This window comes from uncultured Solobacterium sp., from assembly GCF_963517755.1.
Classification (GTDB): Bacteria; Bacillota_I; Bacilli_A; order Erysipelotrichales; family Erysipelotrichaceae; genus Bulleidia.
In genome coordinates this window covers 1-20,922 of record NZ_CAUQGG010000019.1, presented here as the reverse complement: position 1 = coordinate 20,922, position 20,922 = coordinate 1, and the positions used below count along the sequence as shown (strand labels likewise).

Sequence of the window (20,922 nt, the reverse complement as noted above, 5' to 3'; positions counted from 1 at the left end):
TTCAAGGCGATATGACAAAACCATTTCCATTTGAAAATGAAACGTTTGATATTATTTTTAATCCGGTTTCAAATGTATATGTAGAAGATTTAGAAAACATATATAAAGAAGCCGCTCGCGTATTGAAAAAGGGTGGATTATTAATGATTGGATTTATGAATCCTTGGATATACATGTATGATGCTGATATTGTATGGGACAAGCCTGATGAGGAATTACTTTTAAAGTTTTCAATACCTTTTAATTCAAGAGAGCTTGAAGAGGAAGGCAAGATAACCATAAATCCAGAATATGGATATGAATTTAGCCATACCTTAGAAACTCAGATTAGAGGACAACTTAAAAATGGTCTTGCTATGATAGATTTTTATGAATCGTGTGACAACAGACATAGATTATCTCATTATGGAAGTGACTATATAGCTACACTTTGCATTAAACTATAATGTGATAGAACGTACATTAGGAGAATACCCTGTTTTTTATGCAATATTTAGGAAATCTCAAGAAACGGTCCATTGACCATAGAAAATAACAACAGCATAATTTATCTATAGTCATTATGGAGGATTTGTGATGTCAAATGAAAAAGTTACGATGTTATCAACATCAGATAAGAAAGCATATATTAAAATGTTAACGGATGATTTACCAGTATTTCGTGCTCGTATTGGAATCTCGCAAGAAGAATTATGCATGATTCTAGGTATCTCTCGTCAGACATATAGTGCAGTGGAAACCGGCAGACGTCAAATGAGTTGGCATACATTCTTAACGCTGCTACTGTATTTTAGTTACAACGTTAAAACAAAGACCATGCTAGAAGATAGTAGAATTATCTCTGGTAAACTAGCAGAATTGCTAAATTATACACGACGCTAAATAGATTTTTAATTAATAGTGTTATAATGAAGTCCTATTGCGGAGGTGCCAAATGATTTGTAAGAATTGTGGAAAAGAAATATCTAACAAAAGCAAGTTCTGCGGTTATTGCGGCGCAAAGGTTGTAGAACAGATAGAACAATCACAACCTGAGGCTGTAAAAGAGAGTATGTTTTCAAGGTTTCATTTCTACAAGTCTGATCTTATTACACTATGGAAGGCTGCGGGAAATCCTTTCCAAGGCGTTGAGATATCATTTTCGGCATCAGTTGTTATTGTGATATTGAATCTGATTGCGAATATTTTAATCCTAAGATGTATCACCTGTGGAATTGGACTAACAATTTTCTTTGTGGGAAGTATTTATACATATTGTTATTTGAACCGCAAAGAAGGACAAAAACCAGAGAATGTATACTGTGATGTGGCGCGAATTATATTTGTTCCTACAGTATTTATATTACTCGCGGGAATATTTATTTTCTTCCAAACGCTTGAAGCACTATGGGTATGGGCAATGCTTCTATCGATGTCATTTTGTATGGGCTCTCTTTTTGCGACAGTGAAGAGAGGAAACCAGTTCTTAATGATTGCGTTAATTACGTCTATGTATGCAGTTATTCTTACGATACTCGTTTCTCAACATACACTTGGAAAGTTCTTTGGTCTAGTTTCATTACTGGGATTTAGAACGCTGTGGTAAGTGATGAGATATTATCGTAGAAAGAAAAGAGTAAAGAGAACGTGGGCCATTGCTATTGCGGTGGTAATCTGTTTTATATTAATGACAATTCGCAATATTTATATGCAAGCATATCGTGCAAGACAATTCTTACTAGAGGAACAGCTTGTTGAGACTGATCCAAACATGCATACATATAACTGGGATAACTTAACATGGCGTAATGGGCTTCCAACCTATGAGGATGATTCATATACATCTGTGATTGGTATTGATGTTTCATCTCACCAAAAGTCAATCGATTGGTCGGCTGTTAAAAACAATGGTGTGAAGTTTGCGATGATTCAAATTGGATATCGTGGGTATGAAACAGGTGCTCTTATGGATGATGCATACTTTGAAGAGAATATCCAAGGTGCAATAGAAAATGGAATTGATGTAGGTGTTTATTTCTTCTCCCAAGCAGTTTCTGCGGAAGAAGCACGTGCTGAGGCGGACTTTGTCCTAGAACGTGTAAAGAAATACAAACTACAACTTCCAATTGTATTTGACTTAGAAGAAGTAAGTAATGCGACAGATCGTGTAGAAAATACGACCTCTGAGGAGCGTACGCAAGCTGCTGTTACATTTATGAACCATATAAAAAATGCTGGCTACCAAGCAATGGTATACAGCAGTTCTCAATTATTTGAGACGGTATTTGATATAAATTATCTACATGATTATGATTTTTGGGTAGCAGATTATTCCTCTGTACCAAACTTTAATTATCATTTTAGTATCTGGCAGTATACAGATGCCGGAACAGTAGATGGTATCTCCACAAACGTTGATATGAATGTCATGTTTGTAAAAAAATAGTTATTCATTGACAGGTTCTTCGTAAAGAGTGGAACCTGTTTTTTCTATTTCTGCACTTCCTTTTGTTAGGTCTGAGAATGTGTCTTGTAGATTTTCCTCGTTACTTGCAAAGTATGCATGGGCGTCATCATCATAATCAAAACTAGCATCACTTGTATGATTGCGTATCCAGTTTTCTACGCTACCGATATATTCATATGGGTATTTTACATGCCAGGTAGCGATAGATACGTCTATTACTTTATAGGCATCTTGTAAAACTGCTGTGGTTGCGCCACCGTATGCACGAATTAATCCACCGGCTCCAAGTTTAATCCCACCAAAGTAACGCACGACGCAGACTACCGTATCAGATAATCCTGCTTTGCGAATTGCTTCAAGGATAGGGATGCCAGCAGTACCTGCAGGTTCATGATTATCATTAGATTTTTGATACGCATCGTTTTCTCCGACGATATATGCAGTACATACATGCGTCGCATCACGGAATTCGTCACGGATGTAGTCGATGTATGCTTTGGCTTCTTCTTCGCTCTTTGCGACTGTAGCACAGGCGATAAAACGTGATTTTTGGATGACAGTTTCTTTACGGAATTCATTTTTTAGACGCATGATAACCTCTTTCATAAATCATTATAGTATAATATACGCAGGTAAAAAATATGGGAAAAATTAAACAATTAGATACATTAACAGCGAATATGATTGCGGCTGGTGAGGTCGTAGAAAGACCGATGGGTGTCGTTAAGGAACTTGTGGAGAACGCAATTGATGCAGGTAGTACTCGCATTGAGGTCAATATCACAGAAGGTGGAATCCAACGCTTAAGTGTCATTGATAATGGTTGTGGTATGGATGCACAGGATGCACAACTCTGTTTTGGTCGTCATGCGACATCAAAGATTCAATCACAGAATGATTTATGGTCCATTCATACATTGGGCTTTCGAGGCGAAGCACTACCATCGATCGCTTCTGTATCTAGGATGGTATTAAGCACATCTGATGGTAAGGATGCGACAAGAGTTGTCGTTGCCTATGGCAATACGGAAAGTGTTACACCATATCCATGTAACCAGGGAACAGAAATCTCAGTAGAAGGTCTATTCTATCAGACACCTGCACGTCTTAAGCATATGCGCTCCGCTGCATATGAAGCATCTCTCATTCAGGATGTTGTTTCGAAGTTTGCGTTATCCCATCCAGAGATTGCGTTTATTTTGCGCAGTGATGATAGAGAATCCTTCCGCACTAGCGGACAGGGCAATCTTTTAGAGGTTGTATATCAGGTGTTTGGCAGAATGGCCGCAGAGAATGCGATTCCTGTAGATTTTAGTGACTTTGATTATAGTGTGAAGGGTTATCTCATCAAACCAAATATCACACGTGCTAGCCGTACAGGAATGAATCTATTCCTAAACGGTAGAATGGTAAGAACCTATAAATTATATAAAGCAGTACAAGATGGTTATGAAGACTTCATTGTAAAGGGTAGATATCCAATTTGTGTCTTAGATATAGCAATGGATCCTCATCTTTTAGATGTAAACGTACATCCTTCCAAATGGGAAGTACGTTTATCAAAGGAAATTCAATTAGAAACACTTATTAAAAACAATGTCGCAAATATGTTGCGTGGCACGGTTCTTGCGCCTGCGGCGGAAGTCCGTGAAGCAAGACAAGAATATTATCAACCAATTTCTTTCGATACTGACCGTTTGATACAGGAAGCAGAGTATCGTAAGGAACAAGAGCGCAGACAATCTGTTGTTGAGCCAGTTATTTCTACCGCACAAGAAGTAAAAGTTGAGAAACAAGAAATAACTTTAGAAGAAGAAATCAAGGAAACAGAAGCTGAACTCAAACGTGTCTCGTCGCAGTTTGAACAGGAATATCCAGAATATAAGCCTCAGAAACAAGTCTTTCCACCGATGGAAGTCATCGGTCAACTCCATGAGAAATTTATCCTCTGCTCAACAGAGAAGGGGCTTGTCATCATCGACCAACATGCGGCACAAGAACGTGTACATTACGAAGAATACAAAGCAAAGCTAAACCAAGATCCTGTGATGATGGATTGTTTAGTGCCAATTACAATTCATGCGGGTAACGATCTTGTACGACGGGTTGAAGAAATCAATGCGGCAGTGGAAGATATCCATGTTGTATTTGAACCATTTGGAAAAGATACATTAGTTGTACATAGTGTACCAGTATGGATGCAGGATATTGATGAAACACAATTCTTGAATGATGTAATTGATCTGTTTAAGAATGATCGTGATATAAAATATGCACGCATGGAAAAGAAGAAGATTGCGACAATGGCTTGTCACCATTCCATTCGCTTTAATCGTAGCTTAACAATGGATGAAATGAAGGAAGTTGTGCGTCAATTATCTCTATGTGAAAATCCATATCATTGTCCACATGGTAGACCAACCTTTATCACACTGGATGAAAAGACCTTAGTAAAGGAATTCTTACGATGAAAAAAGTAATTGTCATTGTTGGCCCTACTGCAGTAGGAAAGAGTGAATTTGCGATTGAACTTGCGAAGAAGTTAAGTGGAGAAATCATCAGTGGAGATTCCATACAGGTTTATGAAGGCTTGGATATTGGCTCTGGCAAGGTGACAATCCAAGAAATGGATGGTGTACCACATCATCTGATTGATATCTATACGACCAAACAAAGCTATACAGTTGCGGACTTTCAAGCAAAAGCGAGAGATTTAATAGACAATAGTGAGAAACCGATGATTATCTGTGGTGGTACAGGTCTCTATATTAAGGCATGCTTGTATGATTATCAGTTCAGTGATGAAAGTGGTGCTGGTATTGATGGGGACTTAGAAAACTACAGTAATGAAGAACTGTACAAGCAACTAGTAGAATTAGATCCTAAACAAAGTGAGAAGATTCATCCAAACAATCGACAGCGCCTATTACGAAGTCTGACTATTGCAAGAAGAAGTCCAAAAGTACAGAGTGAAATGATAGCTGAACAAGATCATCGTATGTTGTATGATGCACGCATTATCGGCTGTACAATGCCGCGTGAAGAGCTCTATGCACGCATTAATGCACGTGTAGAAAAGATGTTTCAAGCAGGTTTAAAACAAGAGGTAGAAAGCTTATTACAGCATGGGGTATCTTTTACAGATGCATGTATGAAGGGAATTGGCTATCGTGAATGGGAAGGATATTTTGAAGGAAAGAAATCCCTTGAAGAAGTTAAAGAAGAGATTCAAAAACATTCTCGCCAATTCGCAAAGCGACAGTATACGTGGTTCCATCATCAGATGGATGTAGAATGGTTTGAAAATAACAACGCTATACAACGTCAAGAAATGCTAGATGACTTGGTACATTGGTATCAAAAATAAAAACAAATCTTAAAATATACAATTTGACTTTAGGTCAAATAGTCATATAATAATATTGTCAGGAGGACTTAACAATGAGTGAATTTGACAGAAACAATGTTTATGGAGCTTATGATGAGCAAGCTGGTCTCAAAGCTTATATAACAAAAGTATTTACACACATGGGAATTGGTTTAACGATTACAGCGGCAGTTGCGTATCTTTTCTACCACTCCCTAGTCACAAGAGGAACATTAGCACGTATCGTATTCTTTAGTGATTTTGCATTTTTTATCCAGATTGGTTTATTGATTTCGCAGTTTGTATTAGTAATTTCTCTCAATACGGCAATTACACGTTTATCAAAAGGCGCATGTAATGCATTGTTCTTAACATACGCAGCTCTAAGTGGTGTTACATTTGGCGTTATTCCACTTGCGTATGGAGTAGGCGTTGTATTCCAAGCGTTTGTATTTGCGGCAATCTTATTTATCAGTTGTGCAGTGATTGGTCATGTTACAAATGTTGATTTAACAAAGTATCAAGGAATCTTACTTGGAGGATTATTTGCGTTAATCATCGCAAGTGTCGTATCCATCTTTATTCCAGCATTACGTGATAATCTATTGATTGCATATCTTGGACTATTTATCTTCATGATTTATACAGCATTTGATATTCAACGTATCAAGCAGTTCTACTATATGTCAGCTGATGGAACAGATCAAAGAGATAAACTTGCCATCTATGGTGCATTACAGTTATATCTAGACTTCGTCAATATGTTCCTATACTTACTAAGAATTTTAGGTAGAAGAAGACGTTAATCACAAATCAATGTTAAAATAATGACAGGTCGTAAAGACCTGTCATTTTTCACCAGGAAGGAGGATTGATGGATGAAAGTCGCAGAACTAAATTTTACAGTGATGTATCAGAAGTATATTACGATTGAAGCGGATGATTTAACAGAACTGTTAAAAGATAAGATTGAAGTACATCAGGATGATTGTTATGCGGTATGTTCAGCGTACTGTACAGAAGACGGAATGTTGATGTTTAATGTGCTATCCATCGGTAATTCATGGGAAACATGTCTTAGAGGAATGGATAATCCAGAGATGCTTGGGTTCTATACGATGGAACAAGTATGTAATCGTGAAGTCAGAGTTGTTAATGAAACGGTGCAAATGGTAAAGAAGAATGCCTCATGGATTGAAAAGACAGAAACGAAGGATGAAGACTTACGACGTTTGCGAAAAGATGAAAGATTAGACGCATTACGTGATCCATTCTATCCAGATACTGTACTAGCAGGTGTCATGCATGGTTCTATTATCCACGAGATAACAGTGCGCTTAACAGGAATCCATGGGCCGTTTGTTGTAGGTGAAGTAGATGAAGAACCTAGTCAAGAAATTGGATTACACTTTACAGATAAAGTATGGGCAATCCCATATTACACAGATGATGAAGCACATTTGATTATCTTATTCGGTGGAGAAACACTCAGCGAAGAAGAGTCAGAAGTGTTAGAAAAAATTGTAAATGAGACAGGGAAATTAGGGATTGATTTTTCTGGAATCTCTATGAAGAGTTAGGAGAATAACATGAGCCAAAGCCAAGATATTAGATATACTTGTCCTTATTGTCATAAGGAATTTGATACAACAATCTATACAGCAATCAACGCCGAACAAGATCCAGATCTCAAGGAAGCGTGCATTAGTGGAGATATTTTTAGACATACATGTCCACATTGTCAACATGCATTCATGATCCAACCACCACTTGTGTATTCTGATCCATCAAGAAAATTCTTGATTTGGCTTAGTCAACAAGAGCCTGCAGAGTCTTTGAAACAGTTGGCACAGCCACTTGTAAAGCAAGGATTTAAGTTAAGACGTTGTGCTACAGTACAAGAATTCGCCGAAAAAATACAGATTTTTGAAGATGGTGTAGATGACATCATGGTAGAGCTTGCAAAATATGACAGCTTTATTGAGTATATCGACAATAAAAAAGGAACTACAGAAGATGTGACTGGTATTGAATATCAACATACCGAAAACGATGTAATGAAGATTAATGTACGAGCAGATGATAAGGGAATGTCATTCCTAATACCAATTAGTGTTCTTGAAGAAGAGATGAAAGTAGATAAAGATCGCTTCGCGATTGACGAAACAGATTTTCCACGTATCAATCATGATTGGATTATCAGTGCTTATACAGAAGCGGCTGGCAAGGCTTAAACAATCGTATAATACAGGTTATAAGAAGTGCATGCATGGTTTTCGATAAACATGCATGCACTTTTTGAAAATTTTTCATACAGATGTTCAAAAATGTATAAAATAATAAAATTTATTTTGACTAAACTATGTAAATTATTTTGATAATACTTATAATAGAAATTGTCGGTATGTAGTGACGGTGGTTAGATGCCACTCATTCGAATGATAATTAAGAAGGGAAAAAGAATAAAATGAACAAAAAGGGCCGTGATTTCGTGGTTGCAACAAATGTATTTAGTCATTGCATTCAAGCAATTAAGGCGGAAGAAATCAAATCAACAAAGCTTAAGGGCGCAGAAACAATGTTACTATTATATTTAGGCTTTAACCCTGAAGGCTTAACAAACACAGAATTAGTTGAATGTAGCAAGATGGACAAGGCAGCAGTTTCTAGATCTCTTGCCGAGTTAGCAAAAGGAAAATTCATTCGTTTTGAATATCGCAACGGTAAGAGCAGATATGGAGCACATGCTGTACTAACTACAACAGGTAAAGAAGTTACAGAACATATTGTGGAAAGAATCGGTAAGGTTCTTACAAAGGCACTTGGTCATTTAAGCGCTGAAGAAAAGAAGTCTTTTGTGGCAAATATGGCTACTGTTGCATCTGCTATGCTAGAGATAGTAGAATAGTTATGGTGAAATAAGATAGAGTAATCTATCTTTTTATTTATATGGAGGAAATATGAAAGACTATACTATTTTAGGAAGAGTCGCAAGTGGATTAGGGATTGCATACGATAAGGATGCAGGTGTAGCTTGTGCTACAGAAATGGGATATACATATGCATTAACAACATTTCAAAATGTATATACAATTATCGCCAAGTTCAGCCTTGTTGACCAAGACAATCGTAAACCAAATGATTTAAATCTACGTGGACTTGTAAGTGCAGTGAAGAAGGTTGGCAGTGCAAAGGCAAATGGAAATGTTGTTACTATCACATTCAAAACAGCTTTAACTGCAAATGGAAAAGCGAAGAATGTTATTTCTTCAATTCCAGAAGTTATTAACTGGTTCCATATGAATGGTTATTCTAACTGTGCTGAAGAAACATTAGAACCTGCAGATACAAAAGTATTTATTAATCGTGGCGTGATTCACTTCTATACAGAGGAAGTTGCGAATCAAATGTTGACGGAACGTGCTGTAGAACAAGCTGCAGCACCTGTTGTAGTTGAAAACTATGCATTAGGTACAGCATTTGCTTTAGGTGGTGTTATTGTTGGTGCAATCCTCATTGTTATCGTTGGACAATTAGGATATATCTCACTACTTGGTGGTGTTGTGATGGGATTTTTGACACTAACTGCATACCAAAAGGGTGCGGGCAAGTTAAGTAAGATTGGTATCGTAATCTGTTTTGTATTAATGCTAATCGGTGTGTATTATGCAAATAAGTTTGACTTTGCCCTAACAGTCACACGAATTTTCCACCAAGAAGGCTATACTAATGTTCGTATGATGGATGCGTTTGGTGTTCTTCCTGAGATGATGGAAAAGGGTATTATCGATAGTGCAGATTATTATGTAATGTTCGCATTCCAGTGTGTAGCTGCTATAGGTGGTGCAATTTCTCCACTCGTAACATTATTACAAAAGAATAAGGCTGCTAGCATCACAAGAATTCTTGGATAATACATCACATAATTTTACAAAATCTTGCCATATTTGAGTGACAATAAATTTGTACTATATAAGTGCAGATAGGAATATCTGCCCTGAATGATTGCTCCCCTTAGCAAGCATCAGTGAAATTCTATCCCCTTATTAAATAAAAACAAGAAAAGACCATGCGGAGGTCTTTTCTTGTTATAGGGGTAGTATATCCAATATAGGCAAAAGGCGCTACATTGCTAGCGCCTTTTGTTATGTAGTACTTATAGTTGTTTCTCTAACCAATCGGATAGAGCTTTATAACGATTGGTTAGATTTTCATGATGTCCAAAATCATCGAATACAGATGTAATATCATTTAATTTTTCATGTATCAAAGTATGGATTTCTTCTGCACATTGTGGAGCTGTATCTAGAATATTGTGGTGATGAATACCTTCTGTTTTCCCGTTACATAGGTAAACGCTAGCGTTTTGGTTGATAACGGGATTCTCTTTGCAGAAGTTAACGAACTCTGGATACCAGAAGGAACCACAGATGGAGAATACTGCACTAGGAATGTTTGTTCGATACAAACTATATACAGCGGCTAATCCTCCTAAGGAATAGCCACCATAAATGATTTTGTTTGTATCGATAGAATATCTACTTTGAAGTTCTGGTAGAACGTTATTGAATAGTTCATTGTGATATTCATCTGCTTGTCCACCAAAGTTTTCTGCGCCTGCTCTGGTAGCTTCTGCTTGCCAAGGCGTATAATCTTTTAATCTATTTTCTGGTAGTAGTCCTACGAGAATTGCTTTTTCTTTGCAAGTGTATAGATGTTGTAGGTTACCATCATTGCATAGAATGAGTGGATATGCGTAATTTGGATCGTAGTGTTGTGGTAGTGATAGTTTTGTTTGAATCATCATTTTATTTCTTTAGGAATGAGTTGATTGTTTCAAGTGCATCAATCACAGATGGACCGTAATCCATTAATTCATCATATGAGATTGTTAGAATCTTACCGTTCTTGATTGCTGGAACATCAGCGAGTACTGCGTTATTCTTCATGAGTTCTACGGCGTTAGCATCTAACTTCTGATTGCGGTCGCTTGTAACGTAGATGATGAATTCTGGTGCAGATGTAACTAAGTTTTCTAGAGTTAATCCAGAAGTTCCTGTTGCGATATTCGTGTAACCAAATGCATTTAGAACACTTTCTTGTAGTGCTGACTTGTATGCGCCATATGTTTCATCATTGTATGCACACATGATGAGTGCATTCTTTAGTTCCTTTGGTTGATTTTTATTTGCGGATAGTACAGAATCAACTCTTTCTTGTAGCTTCTTAGCGTATGCGTTTGCTTTTTCTTGTACGTTGAAGATGATACCGATGTTGATGATGTCTTCAATAACGTTGTTTAAGCTTTGTTCTGTGTTAGAAACAGATGCCTTTTGGGAGTAGATGCTGATACCATTTTGGTTCCATGTATCTACAGTTCCAAGTGACTTGTCTGAGAACATCATATTTCTACCGATAATTGCATCTGGGTTGTAGGAGAGTGCTACTTCTTGAGATACTGTCTTCTTATCACCAATGTGAGGAATCTTTTCGATTGCTTCAGCGTAGCTATCTGTAACCTTGTTATCTGGATCAAGCATACCAACAATCTTATCCTGTAGTCCTAAATCAATTAAGATCTTTGTGGCAGATAGGTTGTTTGTAATAACGTGTTCTGGAGCTTTTTCGAATGTCTGTTGGATTTCTGTGCCATCAGCGTTATATGTTGTGATTGTTACTGGATACTTTGTTTCTTCTGCTTTTGTTTCTGCTGTGTTTTCTGTAGTAGCTGTTGTGCTGTCCTTTTGGGATGTTGTGGATTTGTTGCTGCAACCAATCAATGAGAATGATAATACTGCAGCGAGTGTAGCGTTTAATAATTTTTTCATGAGTTTTCCTTTCATATATACTCTATTAATGCCTGTTGATCAGGGGTCCATGTTAGTTTACAGTTGATGCCATATACATCGTGCATCGATTGTTCTGTGATTGTTGTTTGTGGTTTTCCTTCATAGCGGATGGTACCTTGTTTCATCAGATAGATATAATCTGAATAGCGACATGCAAGTTGAATATCGTGTAATACCGCAAGAACATTGATGTTTAAATCTTTTACGATTTGTAGGATTTCAATTTGATATCGAATATCTAAGTGATTGGTTGGCTCATCCAATAGAAGTAGGGTTGGTTGTTGTGCAATAGCACGGGCTAAGGCAACACGTTGTTTTTCTCCTCCGGATAATGAGAGGTAGGAGCGGTCTGCTTTATCGAGCATGCCAACTTTCTGGAGAGCATCTTCAACGATTTCGTAGTCTTTATGTTTTTCCGATTGCATAAATGGGATATGTGGAGTTCTTCCGAGAAGAACCATATCTTTAACACTGCAATCGAAATTGATTTCGTTGAACTGTGCTACGACTGCAATTTTCTTTGCGGCTTCTCTTAGATGCAAATCATCAATGCTTTTGCCGTTGAATACAATCTCACCAGAATCTCTTTTTAGAACACGGTAGATGTTCTTGAGCAGGGTTGTTTTTCCACAGCCATTTGGGCCGAGAATAGTAACGAAGCGCTGTTTATCTACATTGATGGAAACGTGGTCTAGAATTTTTTTATCCTTGATGGAATAACATACATCTTTACAAGTTAAATCCATATTTAACCACCTTTCTGATTCTTGATGACAATGTAGACAAAGAATGGTGCACCAACCAGTGCTGTAAAGATACCAATTGGGAGTTCTGCATTTGGTAAAAGACAACGTGCTAGTACGTCTGCCCATATGACAAAGAGACTGCCTAAGATTACCGAGATAGGAATCATCTTCTGGTGACTTGTTCCGACTAGAGCTCTTGCGATGTGTGGTGTAATGAGTCCCACAAAGCCAATAATTCCACAACTTGAAACGAGGATACCGGTGATAAATGCAATGACTAGCATGTAAATCATTCTGTATTTCTGAAGAGAAATACCTAAAGTGATAGCAACTTCATCTCCCATTAACATCGCATTCATGATGCGGTGTTGTGTCATAAAGAAGAGGCAGGCAACTAAGATAATGATGAATGGAAGGAGAATACTTCCCCAAGAGGAACTGGCAAGAGAGCCCATGGTCCAGAATTTAATGGTCATCATATTGTCGGAGTTTGCGCCGATAGAGATGATGAAGTTGGAAATGGCACTAAATAGTGCATTGACAACAACACCAGATAATACCAAGCTCGTGGTCGTAATCTTTTTACCTGCAGAAGCAATCACCAATACGATAATCGTTGCGATAATTGCGCCAAGGAAGGCACCAAAACCAATCAATGATTTAAGTCCTAGGATAATTAGGAGAGTTGCGCCAAAGGTTGCACCTGCGGAGATTCCCAATATATATGGTTCACAGATGGGATTATTAACCGTCGTCTGCATCGTACTGCCACAAAGCGCAAGACCTGCACCAGCGATAAGTCCCATAATGACACGAGGACTACGCATATTCCATACAATCGCAATCGTAGATTTCGCAATATGATCTATATTTCCAATATGAAATAGTTGCTTGATGATAATTTGATATGTATCTAAGATAGGAATCTTTACAGCACCTAGAGATACGGCAACTAGTAAGGATATCCCCAAACAGACACATAAGAACAGTAATAGATATGGAAATGTAATATCACGTTTCGACTTTACTATCATTGAATTTATGTTATACCTTTCGCTTAAGTTAGTTAGAGCAAACTAACCACCGTATCATTATAAATGGAAAGTTTATGAATTTAAATGTAGAATAGTAAAAAAACATGGATAATTATATAAAATATTATCCATGTAAGAAAGATTGTATAAAAAAAGAGGTGAAAGTATGCAGAAAAAGGATTTTGTGATTGCTTGTCAGAAAGAATATACCAGTCGTAAGTTATTGATTACGGGAATTTCTTTACAGACCAAAGAAAGTAGAAAACAGATTTCCTATGATACAACGCATAGTGCCTTTATTTACCCTCTTTCGGGATCCGCAATCATTTCTTTTAATGACCAAACATTCCATGCTAGTTCAAACGATATTATTCACGGAGCGAAAAATCAAAGAGTTACATTTGAAGTTACTTCAAAGGAACCGTTTGTCCATTTGAATATTTATTACGATCCAGAGGTTCCATGGCACGGTAGTAGCGACATCATGAATATGGTATATAAAATTTCTTCACTTCAAGATAGTAGTTTTATTGAGTTATTAAATCGTTTGAAGAATAGTGTCATGCGTGCAAACTGGGATGACCAGATTCAACGTAACTTAATCGCCCAACAACTGATTCTTAGCTCCTTTGGCTATTCATATATCAATCAGGAATTATTACAGATTGAAAATGCGATTGAACTGATGGAAACTTCATATCATGAGAATCTAAAGTTAAAGGATTTAGCCAAAGCTGCACAGATGGATGAGGCACATTTCTCCTATAAGTTCAATAAAGTCTATCATATTCGTCCAATTGACTATCTAATTCGTTTGCGATTAAGAAAAGCAGCCGATTTATTACTGAAGGGTTATTCAGTAACGGAGGCTGCTTGGAATGTAGGATATCAAGATCCACTATATTTTAGTCGATTGTATAAGAAACATTTTGGAATATCTCCGAGTCATACCTATCAAAATGAAGGAGGGGATATTGCATATCGAAGACAATCGAAAGAGAACTAACCTAAGATATGGAAAGCACTGCGGATATCTTTGTCTTTTCCTAATACTAATAAGGATTCTTCAGAGTTGAGTATATGGGAAGCACCTGGTGTAACAGAGATATCGTCATCTTTCTTAATCGCAATGATATTGATGTTGTAGTGTTTACGTACATCAACCTGACCGATTGTCTTACCTAACCATTCATTAGGTACAGCGATTTCGAATACCGCGAAGTCTTTGCCGATTTGAATGTAGTCAAAGATATTATCACTGCTATAACGCATGGCAGTTAAGTTACCCATTAACTTTTCAGGATATACAACTGCATCTGCGCCATTTCGTAATAAGAACTTTTCTTGTGTATCACGTGCAGCACGGGATACAACTTTCTTTGCGCCCAACTCCTTGAGGTAAGAAGTAATTTCTAGGGAAGCTAAGAAGTTATCACCAACCGCAACGATACAAACATCAAAATTCTTAAGACCTAGTGTCTTTAAAAAATCTTGGTTTGTCGCATCACCAACTTCGGCGTTTGTGACATAAGGTAATACTTCTCTTACCTTATCTTCATCATTATCAATACCTAATACCTGAATATCTAAATCATTTAACTTGCGGGCAATATGACGGCCAAAACGCCCCATACCAATAATTAAAATCTGTTTCATACTCTCTCCTATTTAGCCTACGGCTACATTTTCTTCAATACATCTACCTAAACATTGATTGCGGAATGGGAACATACCATAAATCAAGGTGAGTCCTCCAATACGTCCAGCGAACATTAGGAAGATTAAGATGATTCTTGAAATAATCGTTAAGTCACGTGTGATACCAAGGGTTAAACCTACGGTAGCGATTGCGGATGCGGTCTCATACATTGCGGTTACCATTGGGACATTCTCAATAACACTAATAATCATTGCGGCGCCTATACATAATGAGATATATAGCATCAAGATTGTGGCAGCGTTACGTACGACTGTCTCTGGGATTGTTCTACCGAAACTCTCTGTACGGGAACGGTTTCTAAAGATTGCCATACTTGTTGTGACTAATACGAAGAAGGTTGTCATCTTCATACCACCACCAGTAGAACCTGGTGCAGCACCAATTAACATTAATATAATCTGTAAGAAGATACTGGATTCAGTCATCTTTGTAAGATCTACTGTATTAAATCCAGCAGTACGTGGTGTTACAGATTGGAAGAAGGATGCTAGGATTCTTGACCCTAAAGGCATGCCTGTAAAATCCACAAAGAAGAAGTAGATTGCAGGGAATATGACTAGGATTGCGGTCATCAATAAGATGATCTTAGACTGCATGTGATAACGATGTAATTTGAACTTATATTCTTTGATATCTGCCCAAGTGGCGAAGCTCAATCCACCAATCAGAATCAAAGACATAATTGAGATATTAATAATTGGATTGGATACATAAGTTGTTAAGGATGAAAATGGTTCGCGTACACCCATTAAGTCAAAGCCTGCGTTACAGAAAGCTGAGATAGAATGGAAGATACTATACCAAATACCTTTGACGAGTCCAAAATCCGGTATAAATGTAAATGACATGAGTATGGCGAAGAAACCTTCCACCATAAATGTAATCTTAAAGATGAAGTGTAGTAAGCGGATAATTCCACCAACAGCTGAGATTGAGATGGAGTTTGCCAAAGTAGAACGAGCAAGATATCCAATGCGTTTACCAGTGATGAGCGCCAAGGATGTGATAACCGTTACAACACCAAGTCCACCAATCTGGATCAGAATAATAATGACAAGCTGTCCAAAGAAGCTCCAATATGTGGCGGTATCGTAAACAATCAATCCCGTCACACAAACACACGACGTTGATGTGAATAGTGCGTTGATAAATGGTGTCCATTGACCAGATTGACTAGCAAGCGGTGTTGTTAGTAACAATGCACCGAATAAGATAATCGCCCCAAATCCCAGAATAATCATCTGTGGATATGTTAGATGTAGTTTATTTCTAAGAAAATTCATAATACCCTTTCAGAATGTAGTATATACGTATATGATACTATCATAACGACTAAAATATTATAGTATTCTCGACATTTATTACCAACATTATTTGTGGAAAATAAGAGAAAATACAAAGAATTGGGGTACAAAATACATGGAATTAAAATTTTACTTTGTTAGACACGGGAAAACCTTATTTAACCTGAAAGGTCGTATGCAGGGTTGGTGTGATAGTCCACTGCTAGAAGAGGGTATTCAACAGGCAAAAAATGTTGCGTCTGCACTCAGAAATGTGCCGTTTAATCGTGCATATTGTTCAACCTCTGAACGAGCTTGGGATACAGCGAAAGAAATCTGTAAGTATCATGATATTCCATTAATCCTTACCAAAGGCTTGAAGGAGTTCTCCTTTGGCTCTTTAGATGGTGCACGTAAGGAAGAAGTTTTGGATTCTCCATTCTTTGATGATTGGTCATCAGAAGGTGGGGAAACAAATTCAGGATTTGCACAAAGAGTTCGTACAACGATGCAGGGCATCGTTGAGGAATCTTGTGATGGCGATACAATTCTATTGGTTGGCCATGGTGCCTATGCAGTACGTATATTAGAAATCCTGTTTGGAATGAATCTGGATGATTATGTAGAACGCTGTAAGGCACAAGATCGTTGGCTCATGCCGAATACAGGCATGTTGATATTCCATTATAAGGATGGAAAGTTCTTCTTAGACCAAGAGCCGATTAACGTGAATGAGTATCGTCAAATCTATCATCCAAAGACAATTGATATTTATTTGATGCGACATGGGGAAACAAGATTTAATGTCCAAGAGCGTATGCAGGGCAGATGTGATAGTCCTTTAACGGAAAAGGGAATTCAAGAAGCACAAGAGGCAGCTGAGAAGTTAAAGGAGATACCTTTCTCTACGATTTATGTTTCAACAGCGGAAAGAGCGCGTGATACTGCGGAAATCATCGCTCAATATCACCCAGGAAATATTGCCTATACCAAAAAGATTTGTGAAGTTAACTATGGTGATCTTGAAGGTATGACATTCAAAGAGGCAGATCCTAGTGGCAAACGTTTTATGGATACGCACTATGGTGATGTTGGTGGCGAGGAATATGGTGATGTTACAAAACGTATGTATTCGATGTTCCAAGAAATCTATGATACGCAGCAAAATCAGGATATAGTGTTACTGGTTTCTCACGGAGACTTCTATCTTGTATGTCTAGAAGCCTTATTTGGATTAAAGAAGGAGGATATCTTCCAAGAAGCCTCCGAACTGGGTATCAATCCCGTTCCAAACTGTGGAATCGCACACTTTAGAATGACAAGTAATCAGTTTGAACTCATTCAAAAGATGAGTGATTAATAGAATAAAGGGCAACATGTGGCGTAACATATGTTGTCTTTTTATAACGAGTTTGAGATTTGAAACAAAATTGGGAATATTTTTACAAAAAAATGATAATCTTTGTTGACAGGAGGGTTAGTGTTTGCTAACATACAGTTAGCACAGGCTAACTGATGTCTCACTCTTTCCATCACACACTCCTTTATGCATCAGTACCTGCGTGTTCCGGAACCCTTTATTTACAAGTCATGGGCAGACTTGTAAAAAATCTAATTGACATAATGTCCGGAAAAAATCCATGCATATCCGTGTCCTCCTCAAATTACACTGGAATATGCGAAATAATAAAGAATATTGTAGGGACGGGGCATCCAAGCAATATTCTTTTTTCTTTCGTTTCGAAAAGTGATATGATTAAACTCGTGAACAGGGGTGCATGCATGCTGAGAAAAACCCTTATCACCTGATCTAGGTAAAGCTAGCGTAGGGAGTTCAGTTTTTAATTCCTTGCGCCTTCAAAATGGAGGTGTATTTTTTATGAAAAACGATCAGATTAAAACGATTGCATTCATGGCAATCTACATGGCGTTATATGTAGCGCTGAAAATGGTAGGAAATATGATACCTTTCCTACAGATGCCAAATGGTGGATCTATTGAACTGGAGTTAATTCCACTGATGATTGCATCGTATCATCTTGGTTGGAAGTATGGAGTTCTGTGTGGACTAGCTTCATTCTTACTAACAATTGTATTAGGCTTTCCAATGTATTTTGTTCAACCAATACAGATTCTATTAGACTATGTGCTACCAATCAGTATTGTTGGAATGGTTTCGCTCTTTAAGCCATTTGAACATGCAAGCAAACCCATTGTATTAACTGTGGTATCTTTAATTGGTTTATCTGCATGTGCTGCTGTATATTACTCTTACGGTATGAATTTAATGGCTCTAGTAGCTGGTATCGTATTAGCGGCCTTGGTCATTGCATTAGGCCTATTCCTAACAAGCACAAAAGGTCATTTCGGTATTGTGATTGTAATGATCATCAAGTACTTCTCTACGGTTATTTCCGGTGCGTATTTCTGGGCAGAGGGCACTGCAGCTGGAAGCTTACCAGCGTGGACGTTCTCCCTAGGTTATAATCTTTGGTATAACTTAGTAACGATGATTGTCTGTTTATTGATGGTTCCGGTACTAATGAGCAGAATAAAAAAAGCAAATATCCAAGGAATGTAACAGATTGGTACAAGCCAGTCTGTTTTTTGGCTATAATAGAGACGGAGGATTTGATATGACAAAATATATATTTCTAGATATTGATGGCACCTTATATAGTCCAACGACCAATGAAACACCTGAGAGTGCTTTACGTGCAATTCATAAAGCAAGGAAGAATGGGCATAAAGTATTCTTATGTACAGGAAGAAGCTTAGCTGAGATTGTGACATATCTAGAATATGATATTGATGGTTATATCCTTGCGGCTGGTGCGAAAGTCTATGCCGATCGCAAATGTATCTATGATAGTCCAATTCCAAAAGACGAACTGAAGTATTTAAAAGATATGATTAATGGTATGAAACTAGGGTATGGCTTAGAAGGAAATGCAGGGGCGTATGGGAATGAATTAGGTTATGAATTCCTACTTAAATACTTTTCGCTACCGAATGCAAGCTACGAAGAAAAAGTACAGAATGCAATGGCAAACTGTATTTATCCAGAAGATGCTGCACATGAAGATGATGAGATATACAAAATCTGTATATATAGCGAAGATGGCCATGAATTTGATCAGTTAGAAAAAGCTCTACACAGTCAATATATCCTCACCCGTGTCATCGAAGACCCTATCAAAAAATTCTATGGGGCAGAAATTACAAATAAGGATATTAACAAGGGAACTGGTATTGAGAAAGTTCTAGAATATTACCACGCTGATTGTAGTGATGCGATAGGAATTGGGGATAGTGGAAATGATATTCCGATGTTGTCCTATTGTGGAACTTCCATAGCGATGGGAAATGGTGCAGAGAGTGTCAAGGCGATTGCGGATTATGTCACAAAAGATATTTTGGATGATGGTATTTACCATGCATTCAAACATTTTGGTGTAATCGACTAAGGGAGAAAATAATTTATGAAGGTAGGTATCGTTGGAAATGGGATGATCGTTCCTATTGCAATCGAAGCGATGCAAAGAGGAGGGATTGCGGTTACTGCACTATGGTGCCGCAATGAAGCAAAGGGGAAACCAATTGTTGAGAAATACCAGATACAAAATCAATATACAGATTATCAAGCATTTCTAAATGATGATTCATTTGATGCTGTCTATATTGGTTTAACAAATGCTTTACATTACCAATATGCAAAGGGTGCAATCCTTGCGGGAAAGCATGTCATTGTGGAAAAACCATTTACTGTAACTCTAGCAGAAGCTAAAGAACTACAAGAACTAGCAATCAAACATGAATGCATGTTATTTGAAGCAATCCTTTCTCGATATAGTAAAAACTATGAACACCTAAAAGATGAAATAGTAAAGATTGGAAAAATCAAACTCGTACAAGCCAACTTTAGCAAGTATTCTAGTCGTTATGATGAATTTAGGAAGGGTATCATTACACCAACCTTTGACAAAGCACATGGTGGTGGATCTCTTATGGATTTAAATGTATATAATATCCATTTTGTTGTTGGTTTATTTGGTTTGCCAAAGAAGGTACAGTATTATCCAAACCTAGCAGAAAATGGTGTAGATACATCAGGCATATTGATTATGGAGTATCCAGACTTTCAAGCGGTATGTACTGCCGCGAAAGATTCAACGTCTGATCCATTTGTGATAATTCAAGCAGAAGATGGCACAATCGTTTATCCGGAAAGACCAGGATATGTAAGATATGGAGAGCGATATGATCGTCTGACAAATCTTACGGAAGAAATTGATATTGTTGTAGAGGAAGATCCGATGAAAAATGAATTCCTATATATACAGGAAATCATTGACACAAAAAATACTGAACAGATGAATGCGTGGTTGGAAAAATCAACGATGACAGTAGCTGTTTTAGAACAAGCATTACAATCGATTTTACAGGGTTAGATATTCGTATCTAGCCCTTTGTTAAT

The 20,922-nt window shown here is 37.5% G+C and carries 23 protein-coding genes and 1 riboswitch; of the genes, 16 read left to right on the top strand and 7 right to left on the bottom strand.

The window, feature by feature from the left end; all coding sequences use genetic code 11:
• The 4 genes from RWM19_RS08440 to RWM19_RS08425 form a co-directional block, all read left to right on the top strand.
• Nucleotides 1-446: methyltransferase domain-containing protein (locus RWM19_RS08440; RefSeq protein WP_313985934.1), on the top strand; the 446-nt coding region annotated here is incomplete at its 5' end.
• A 130-nt stretch (nucleotides 447-576) separates the two neighbouring features.
• Nucleotides 577-882: a helix-turn-helix transcriptional regulator gene (locus RWM19_RS08435; RefSeq protein ID WP_313985931.1), complete on the top strand. Its 306-nt coding sequence runs from the start codon at nucleotides 577-579 to the stop codon at nucleotides 880-882.
• Between the two features lie 52 nt (nucleotides 883-934).
• Nucleotides 935-1,585 (top strand): zinc ribbon domain-containing protein, encoded by a 651-nt coding sequence (locus tag RWM19_RS08430; RefSeq protein WP_313985928.1) that lies wholly within the window; start codon nucleotides 935-937, stop codon nucleotides 1,583-1,585.
• Between the two features lie 3 nt (nucleotides 1,586-1,588).
• Complete coding sequence (locus RWM19_RS08425) at nucleotides 1,589-2,425, top strand: glycoside hydrolase family 25 protein (RefSeq protein WP_313985925.1); 837 nt, start codon at nucleotides 1,589-1,591, stop codon at nucleotides 2,423-2,425.
• Here RWM19_RS08425 and RWM19_RS08420 read toward each other — a convergent pair whose 3' ends face one another.
• Nucleotides 2,426-3,037 carry a YigZ family protein gene (locus RWM19_RS08420; RefSeq protein ID WP_313985923.1) on the bottom strand — a complete coding sequence of 204 codons (612 nt, stop codon included), beginning with the start codon at nucleotides 3,035-3,037 and terminating at the stop codon, nucleotides 2,426-2,428.
• 50 nt (nucleotides 3,038-3,087) lie between these two features.
• Between RWM19_RS08420 and mutL the strand changes: the two genes are divergently transcribed.
• The 7 genes from mutL (at nucleotide 3,088) to RWM19_RS08385 (ending at nucleotide 9,727) form a co-directional block, all read left to right on the top strand.
• Nucleotides 3,088-4,917, top strand: coding sequence for a DNA mismatch repair endonuclease MutL (gene mutL / locus RWM19_RS08415; protein WP_313985920.1), 1,830 nt, complete (start codon nucleotides 3,088-3,090; stop codon nucleotides 4,915-4,917).
• On the top strand, nucleotides 4,914-5,813 hold the full coding sequence (miaA, locus tag RWM19_RS08410) for a tRNA (adenosine(37)-N6)-dimethylallyltransferase MiaA (RefSeq protein WP_313985917.1): 900 nt from the start codon (nucleotides 4,914-4,916) through the stop codon (nucleotides 5,811-5,813). Before mutL ends, miaA begins: the two co-directional genes overlap by 4 nt.
• Before the next feature lie 74 nt (nucleotides 5,814-5,887).
• A complete protein-coding gene (locus tag RWM19_RS08405) occupies nucleotides 5,888-6,619 on the top strand; it encodes a Bax inhibitor-1/YccA family protein (protein WP_313985913.1) in 732 nt (243 codons plus the stop codon).
• Between the two features lie 72 nt (nucleotides 6,620-6,691).
• Nucleotides 6,692-7,393: a hypothetical protein gene (locus tag RWM19_RS08400; RefSeq protein ID WP_313985910.1), complete on the top strand. Its 702-nt coding sequence runs from the start codon at nucleotides 6,692-6,694 to the stop codon at nucleotides 7,391-7,393.
• A gap of 9 nt (nucleotides 7,394-7,402) precedes the next feature.
• Complete coding sequence (locus RWM19_RS08395; RefSeq protein ID WP_313985907.1) at nucleotides 7,403-8,047, top strand: CpXC domain-containing protein; 645 nt, start codon at nucleotides 7,403-7,405, stop codon at nucleotides 8,045-8,047.
• A gap of 233 nt (nucleotides 8,048-8,280) precedes the next feature.
• The gene (locus RWM19_RS08390; protein ID WP_313985904.1) at nucleotides 8,281-8,721 is read left to right on the top strand and encodes a MarR family transcriptional regulator; all 441 of its coding nucleotides are present in this window, start codon (nucleotides 8,281-8,283) and stop codon (nucleotides 8,719-8,721) included.
• Nucleotides 8,722-8,773: 52 nt separating this feature from the next.
• Complete coding sequence (locus RWM19_RS08385) at nucleotides 8,774-9,727, top strand: hypothetical protein (protein WP_313985901.1); 954 nt, start codon at nucleotides 8,774-8,776, stop codon at nucleotides 9,725-9,727.
• 242 nt (nucleotides 9,728-9,969) lie between these two features.
• On the opposite strand, the gene RWM19_RS08380 is transcribed toward RWM19_RS08385, so the two are convergent.
• From RWM19_RS08380 to RWM19_RS08365, 4 genes are read right to left on the bottom strand one after another with little or no spacing between them, the layout of a single operon-like run.
• Nucleotides 9,970-10,620, bottom strand: coding sequence for an alpha/beta hydrolase-fold protein (locus RWM19_RS08380; protein ID WP_313985898.1), 651 nt, complete (start codon nucleotides 10,618-10,620; stop codon nucleotides 9,970-9,972).
• 1 nt (nucleotide 10,621) lies between these two features.
• Nucleotides 10,622-11,641, bottom strand: a complete 1,020-nt coding sequence (locus RWM19_RS08375) for an ABC transporter substrate-binding protein (protein WP_294026562.1) — start codon at nucleotides 11,639-11,641, stop codon at nucleotides 10,622-10,624.
• Nucleotides 11,642-11,652: 11 nt separating this feature from the next.
• Nucleotides 11,653-12,408, bottom strand: coding sequence for an ABC transporter ATP-binding protein (locus RWM19_RS08370; protein ID WP_313985893.1), 756 nt, complete (start codon nucleotides 12,406-12,408; stop codon nucleotides 11,653-11,655).
• Between the two features lie 2 nt (nucleotides 12,409-12,410).
• Nucleotides 12,411-13,442, bottom strand: a complete 1,032-nt coding sequence (locus RWM19_RS08365) for an iron ABC transporter permease (protein ID WP_313985890.1) — start codon at nucleotides 13,440-13,442, stop codon at nucleotides 12,411-12,413.
• A 166-nt stretch (nucleotides 13,443-13,608) separates the two neighbouring features.
• Between RWM19_RS08365 and RWM19_RS08360 the strand changes: the two genes are divergently transcribed.
• Entirely contained in the window at nucleotides 13,609-14,448 is an 840-nt protein-coding gene (locus RWM19_RS08360; protein WP_313985888.1) for an AraC family transcriptional regulator, read from the top strand.
• On the opposite strand, the gene RWM19_RS08355 is transcribed toward RWM19_RS08360, so the two are convergent.
• Nucleotides 14,445-15,098 carry a TrkA family potassium uptake protein gene (locus RWM19_RS08355; protein ID WP_294021556.1) on the bottom strand — a complete coding sequence of 218 codons (654 nt, stop codon included), beginning with the start codon at nucleotides 15,096-15,098 and terminating at the stop codon, nucleotides 14,445-14,447. The genes RWM19_RS08360 and RWM19_RS08355 overlap by 4 nt on opposite strands.
• Nucleotides 15,099-15,110: 12 nt before the next feature.
• Nucleotides 15,111-16,445, bottom strand: a complete 1,335-nt coding sequence (locus tag RWM19_RS08350) for a potassium transporter TrkG (RefSeq protein WP_313985883.1) — start codon at nucleotides 16,443-16,445, stop codon at nucleotides 15,111-15,113.
• 136 nt (nucleotides 16,446-16,581) lie between these two features.
• Here RWM19_RS08350 and RWM19_RS08345 point away from each other — a divergent pair, with 136 nt between their 5' ends.
• The 4 genes from RWM19_RS08345 (at nucleotide 16,582) to RWM19_RS08330 (ending at nucleotide 20,896) form a co-directional block, all read left to right on the top strand.
• The gene (locus RWM19_RS08345) at nucleotides 16,582-17,805 is read left to right on the top strand and encodes a histidine phosphatase family protein (RefSeq protein WP_313985880.1); all 1,224 of its coding nucleotides are present in this window, start codon (nucleotides 16,582-16,584) and stop codon (nucleotides 17,803-17,805) included.
• A 400-nt stretch (nucleotides 17,806-18,205) separates the two neighbouring features.
• A riboswitch (TPP riboswitch) is annotated at nucleotides 18,206-18,294 on the top strand.
• 30 nt (nucleotides 18,295-18,324) lie between these two features.
• The gene (locus RWM19_RS08340; protein WP_294022890.1) at nucleotides 18,325-19,026 is read left to right on the top strand and encodes an energy-coupled thiamine transporter ThiT; all 702 of its coding nucleotides are present in this window, start codon (nucleotides 18,325-18,327) and stop codon (nucleotides 19,024-19,026) included.
• A gap of 55 nt (nucleotides 19,027-19,081) precedes the next feature.
• Nucleotides 19,082-19,912, top strand: coding sequence for an HAD family hydrolase (locus RWM19_RS08335; RefSeq protein WP_313985877.1), 831 nt, complete (start codon nucleotides 19,082-19,084; stop codon nucleotides 19,910-19,912).
• A 15-nt stretch (nucleotides 19,913-19,927) separates the two neighbouring features.
• The gene (locus RWM19_RS08330; protein ID WP_313985874.1) at nucleotides 19,928-20,896 is read left to right on the top strand and encodes a Gfo/Idh/MocA family oxidoreductase; all 969 of its coding nucleotides are present in this window, start codon (nucleotides 19,928-19,930) and stop codon (nucleotides 20,894-20,896) included.
• Nucleotides 20,897-20,922 lie beyond the last annotated feature (26 nt).

Excerpts from the sequence above, each read along its gene's own strand:
- RWM19_RS08375 (WP_294026562.1), bottom strand. The coding sequence starts at position 11,641 with ATGAAAAAATTATTAAACGCTACACTCGCTGCAGTATTATCATTCTCA.
- RWM19_RS08340 (WP_294022890.1), top strand. The coding sequence starts at position 18,325 with ATGAAAAACGATCAGATTAAAACGATTGCATTCATGGCAATCTACATG.
- RWM19_RS08365 (WP_313985890.1), bottom strand. The coding sequence starts at position 13,442 with ATGATAGTAAAGTCGAAACGTGATATTACATTTCCATATCTATTACTG.
- RWM19_RS08395 (WP_313985907.1), top strand. The coding sequence starts at position 7,403 with ATGAGCCAAAGCCAAGATATTAGATATACTTGTCCTTATTGTCATAAG.
- RWM19_RS08400 (WP_313985910.1), top strand. The coding sequence starts at position 6,692 with ATGAAAGTCGCAGAACTAAATTTTACAGTGATGTATCAGAAGTATATT.
- RWM19_RS08390 (WP_313985904.1), top strand. The coding sequence starts at position 8,281 with ATGAACAAAAAGGGCCGTGATTTCGTGGTTGCAACAAATGTATTTAGT.
- RWM19_RS08420 (WP_313985923.1), bottom strand. The coding sequence starts at position 3,037 with ATGCGTCTAAAAAATGAATTCCGTAAAGAAACTGTCATCCAAAAATCA.
- RWM19_RS08350 (WP_313985883.1), bottom strand. The coding sequence starts at position 16,445 with ATGAATTTTCTTAGAAATAAACTACATCTAACATATCCACAGATGATT.
- RWM19_RS08330 (WP_313985874.1), top strand. The coding sequence starts at position 19,928 with ATGAAGGTAGGTATCGTTGGAAATGGGATGATCGTTCCTATTGCAATC.
- RWM19_RS08405 (WP_313985913.1), top strand. The coding sequence starts at position 5,888 with ATGAGTGAATTTGACAGAAACAATGTTTATGGAGCTTATGATGAGCAA.
- RWM19_RS08435 (WP_313985931.1), top strand. The coding sequence starts at position 577 with ATGTCAAATGAAAAAGTTACGATGTTATCAACATCAGATAAGAAAGCA.
- RWM19_RS08370 (WP_313985893.1), bottom strand. The coding sequence starts at position 12,408 with ATGGATTTAACTTGTAAAGATGTATGTTATTCCATCAAGGATAAAAAA.
- RWM19_RS08385 (WP_313985901.1), top strand. The coding sequence starts at position 8,774 with ATGAAAGACTATACTATTTTAGGAAGAGTCGCAAGTGGATTAGGGATT.
- RWM19_RS08430 (WP_313985928.1), top strand. The coding sequence starts at position 935 with ATGATTTGTAAGAATTGTGGAAAAGAAATATCTAACAAAAGCAAGTTC.
- RWM19_RS08355 (WP_294021556.1), bottom strand. The coding sequence starts at position 15,098 with ATGAAACAGATTTTAATTATTGGTATGGGGCGTTTTGGCCGTCATATT.
- RWM19_RS08335 (WP_313985877.1), top strand. The coding sequence starts at position 19,082 with ATGACAAAATATATATTTCTAGATATTGATGGCACCTTATATAGTCCA.
- RWM19_RS08380 (WP_313985898.1), bottom strand. The coding sequence starts at position 10,620 with ATGATGATTCAAACAAAACTATCACTACCACAACACTACGATCCAAAT.
- mutL (WP_313985920.1), top strand. The coding sequence starts at position 3,088 with ATGGGAAAAATTAAACAATTAGATACATTAACAGCGAATATGATTGCG.
- miaA (WP_313985917.1), top strand. The coding sequence starts at position 4,914 with ATGAAAAAAGTAATTGTCATTGTTGGCCCTACTGCAGTAGGAAAGAGT.
- RWM19_RS08425 (WP_313985925.1), top strand. The coding sequence starts at position 1,589 with ATGAGATATTATCGTAGAAAGAAAAGAGTAAAGAGAACGTGGGCCATT.
- RWM19_RS08345 (WP_313985880.1), top strand. The coding sequence starts at position 16,582 with ATGGAATTAAAATTTTACTTTGTTAGACACGGGAAAACCTTATTTAAC.
- RWM19_RS08360 (WP_313985888.1), top strand. The coding sequence starts at position 13,609 with ATGCAGAAAAAGGATTTTGTGATTGCTTGTCAGAAAGAATATACCAGT.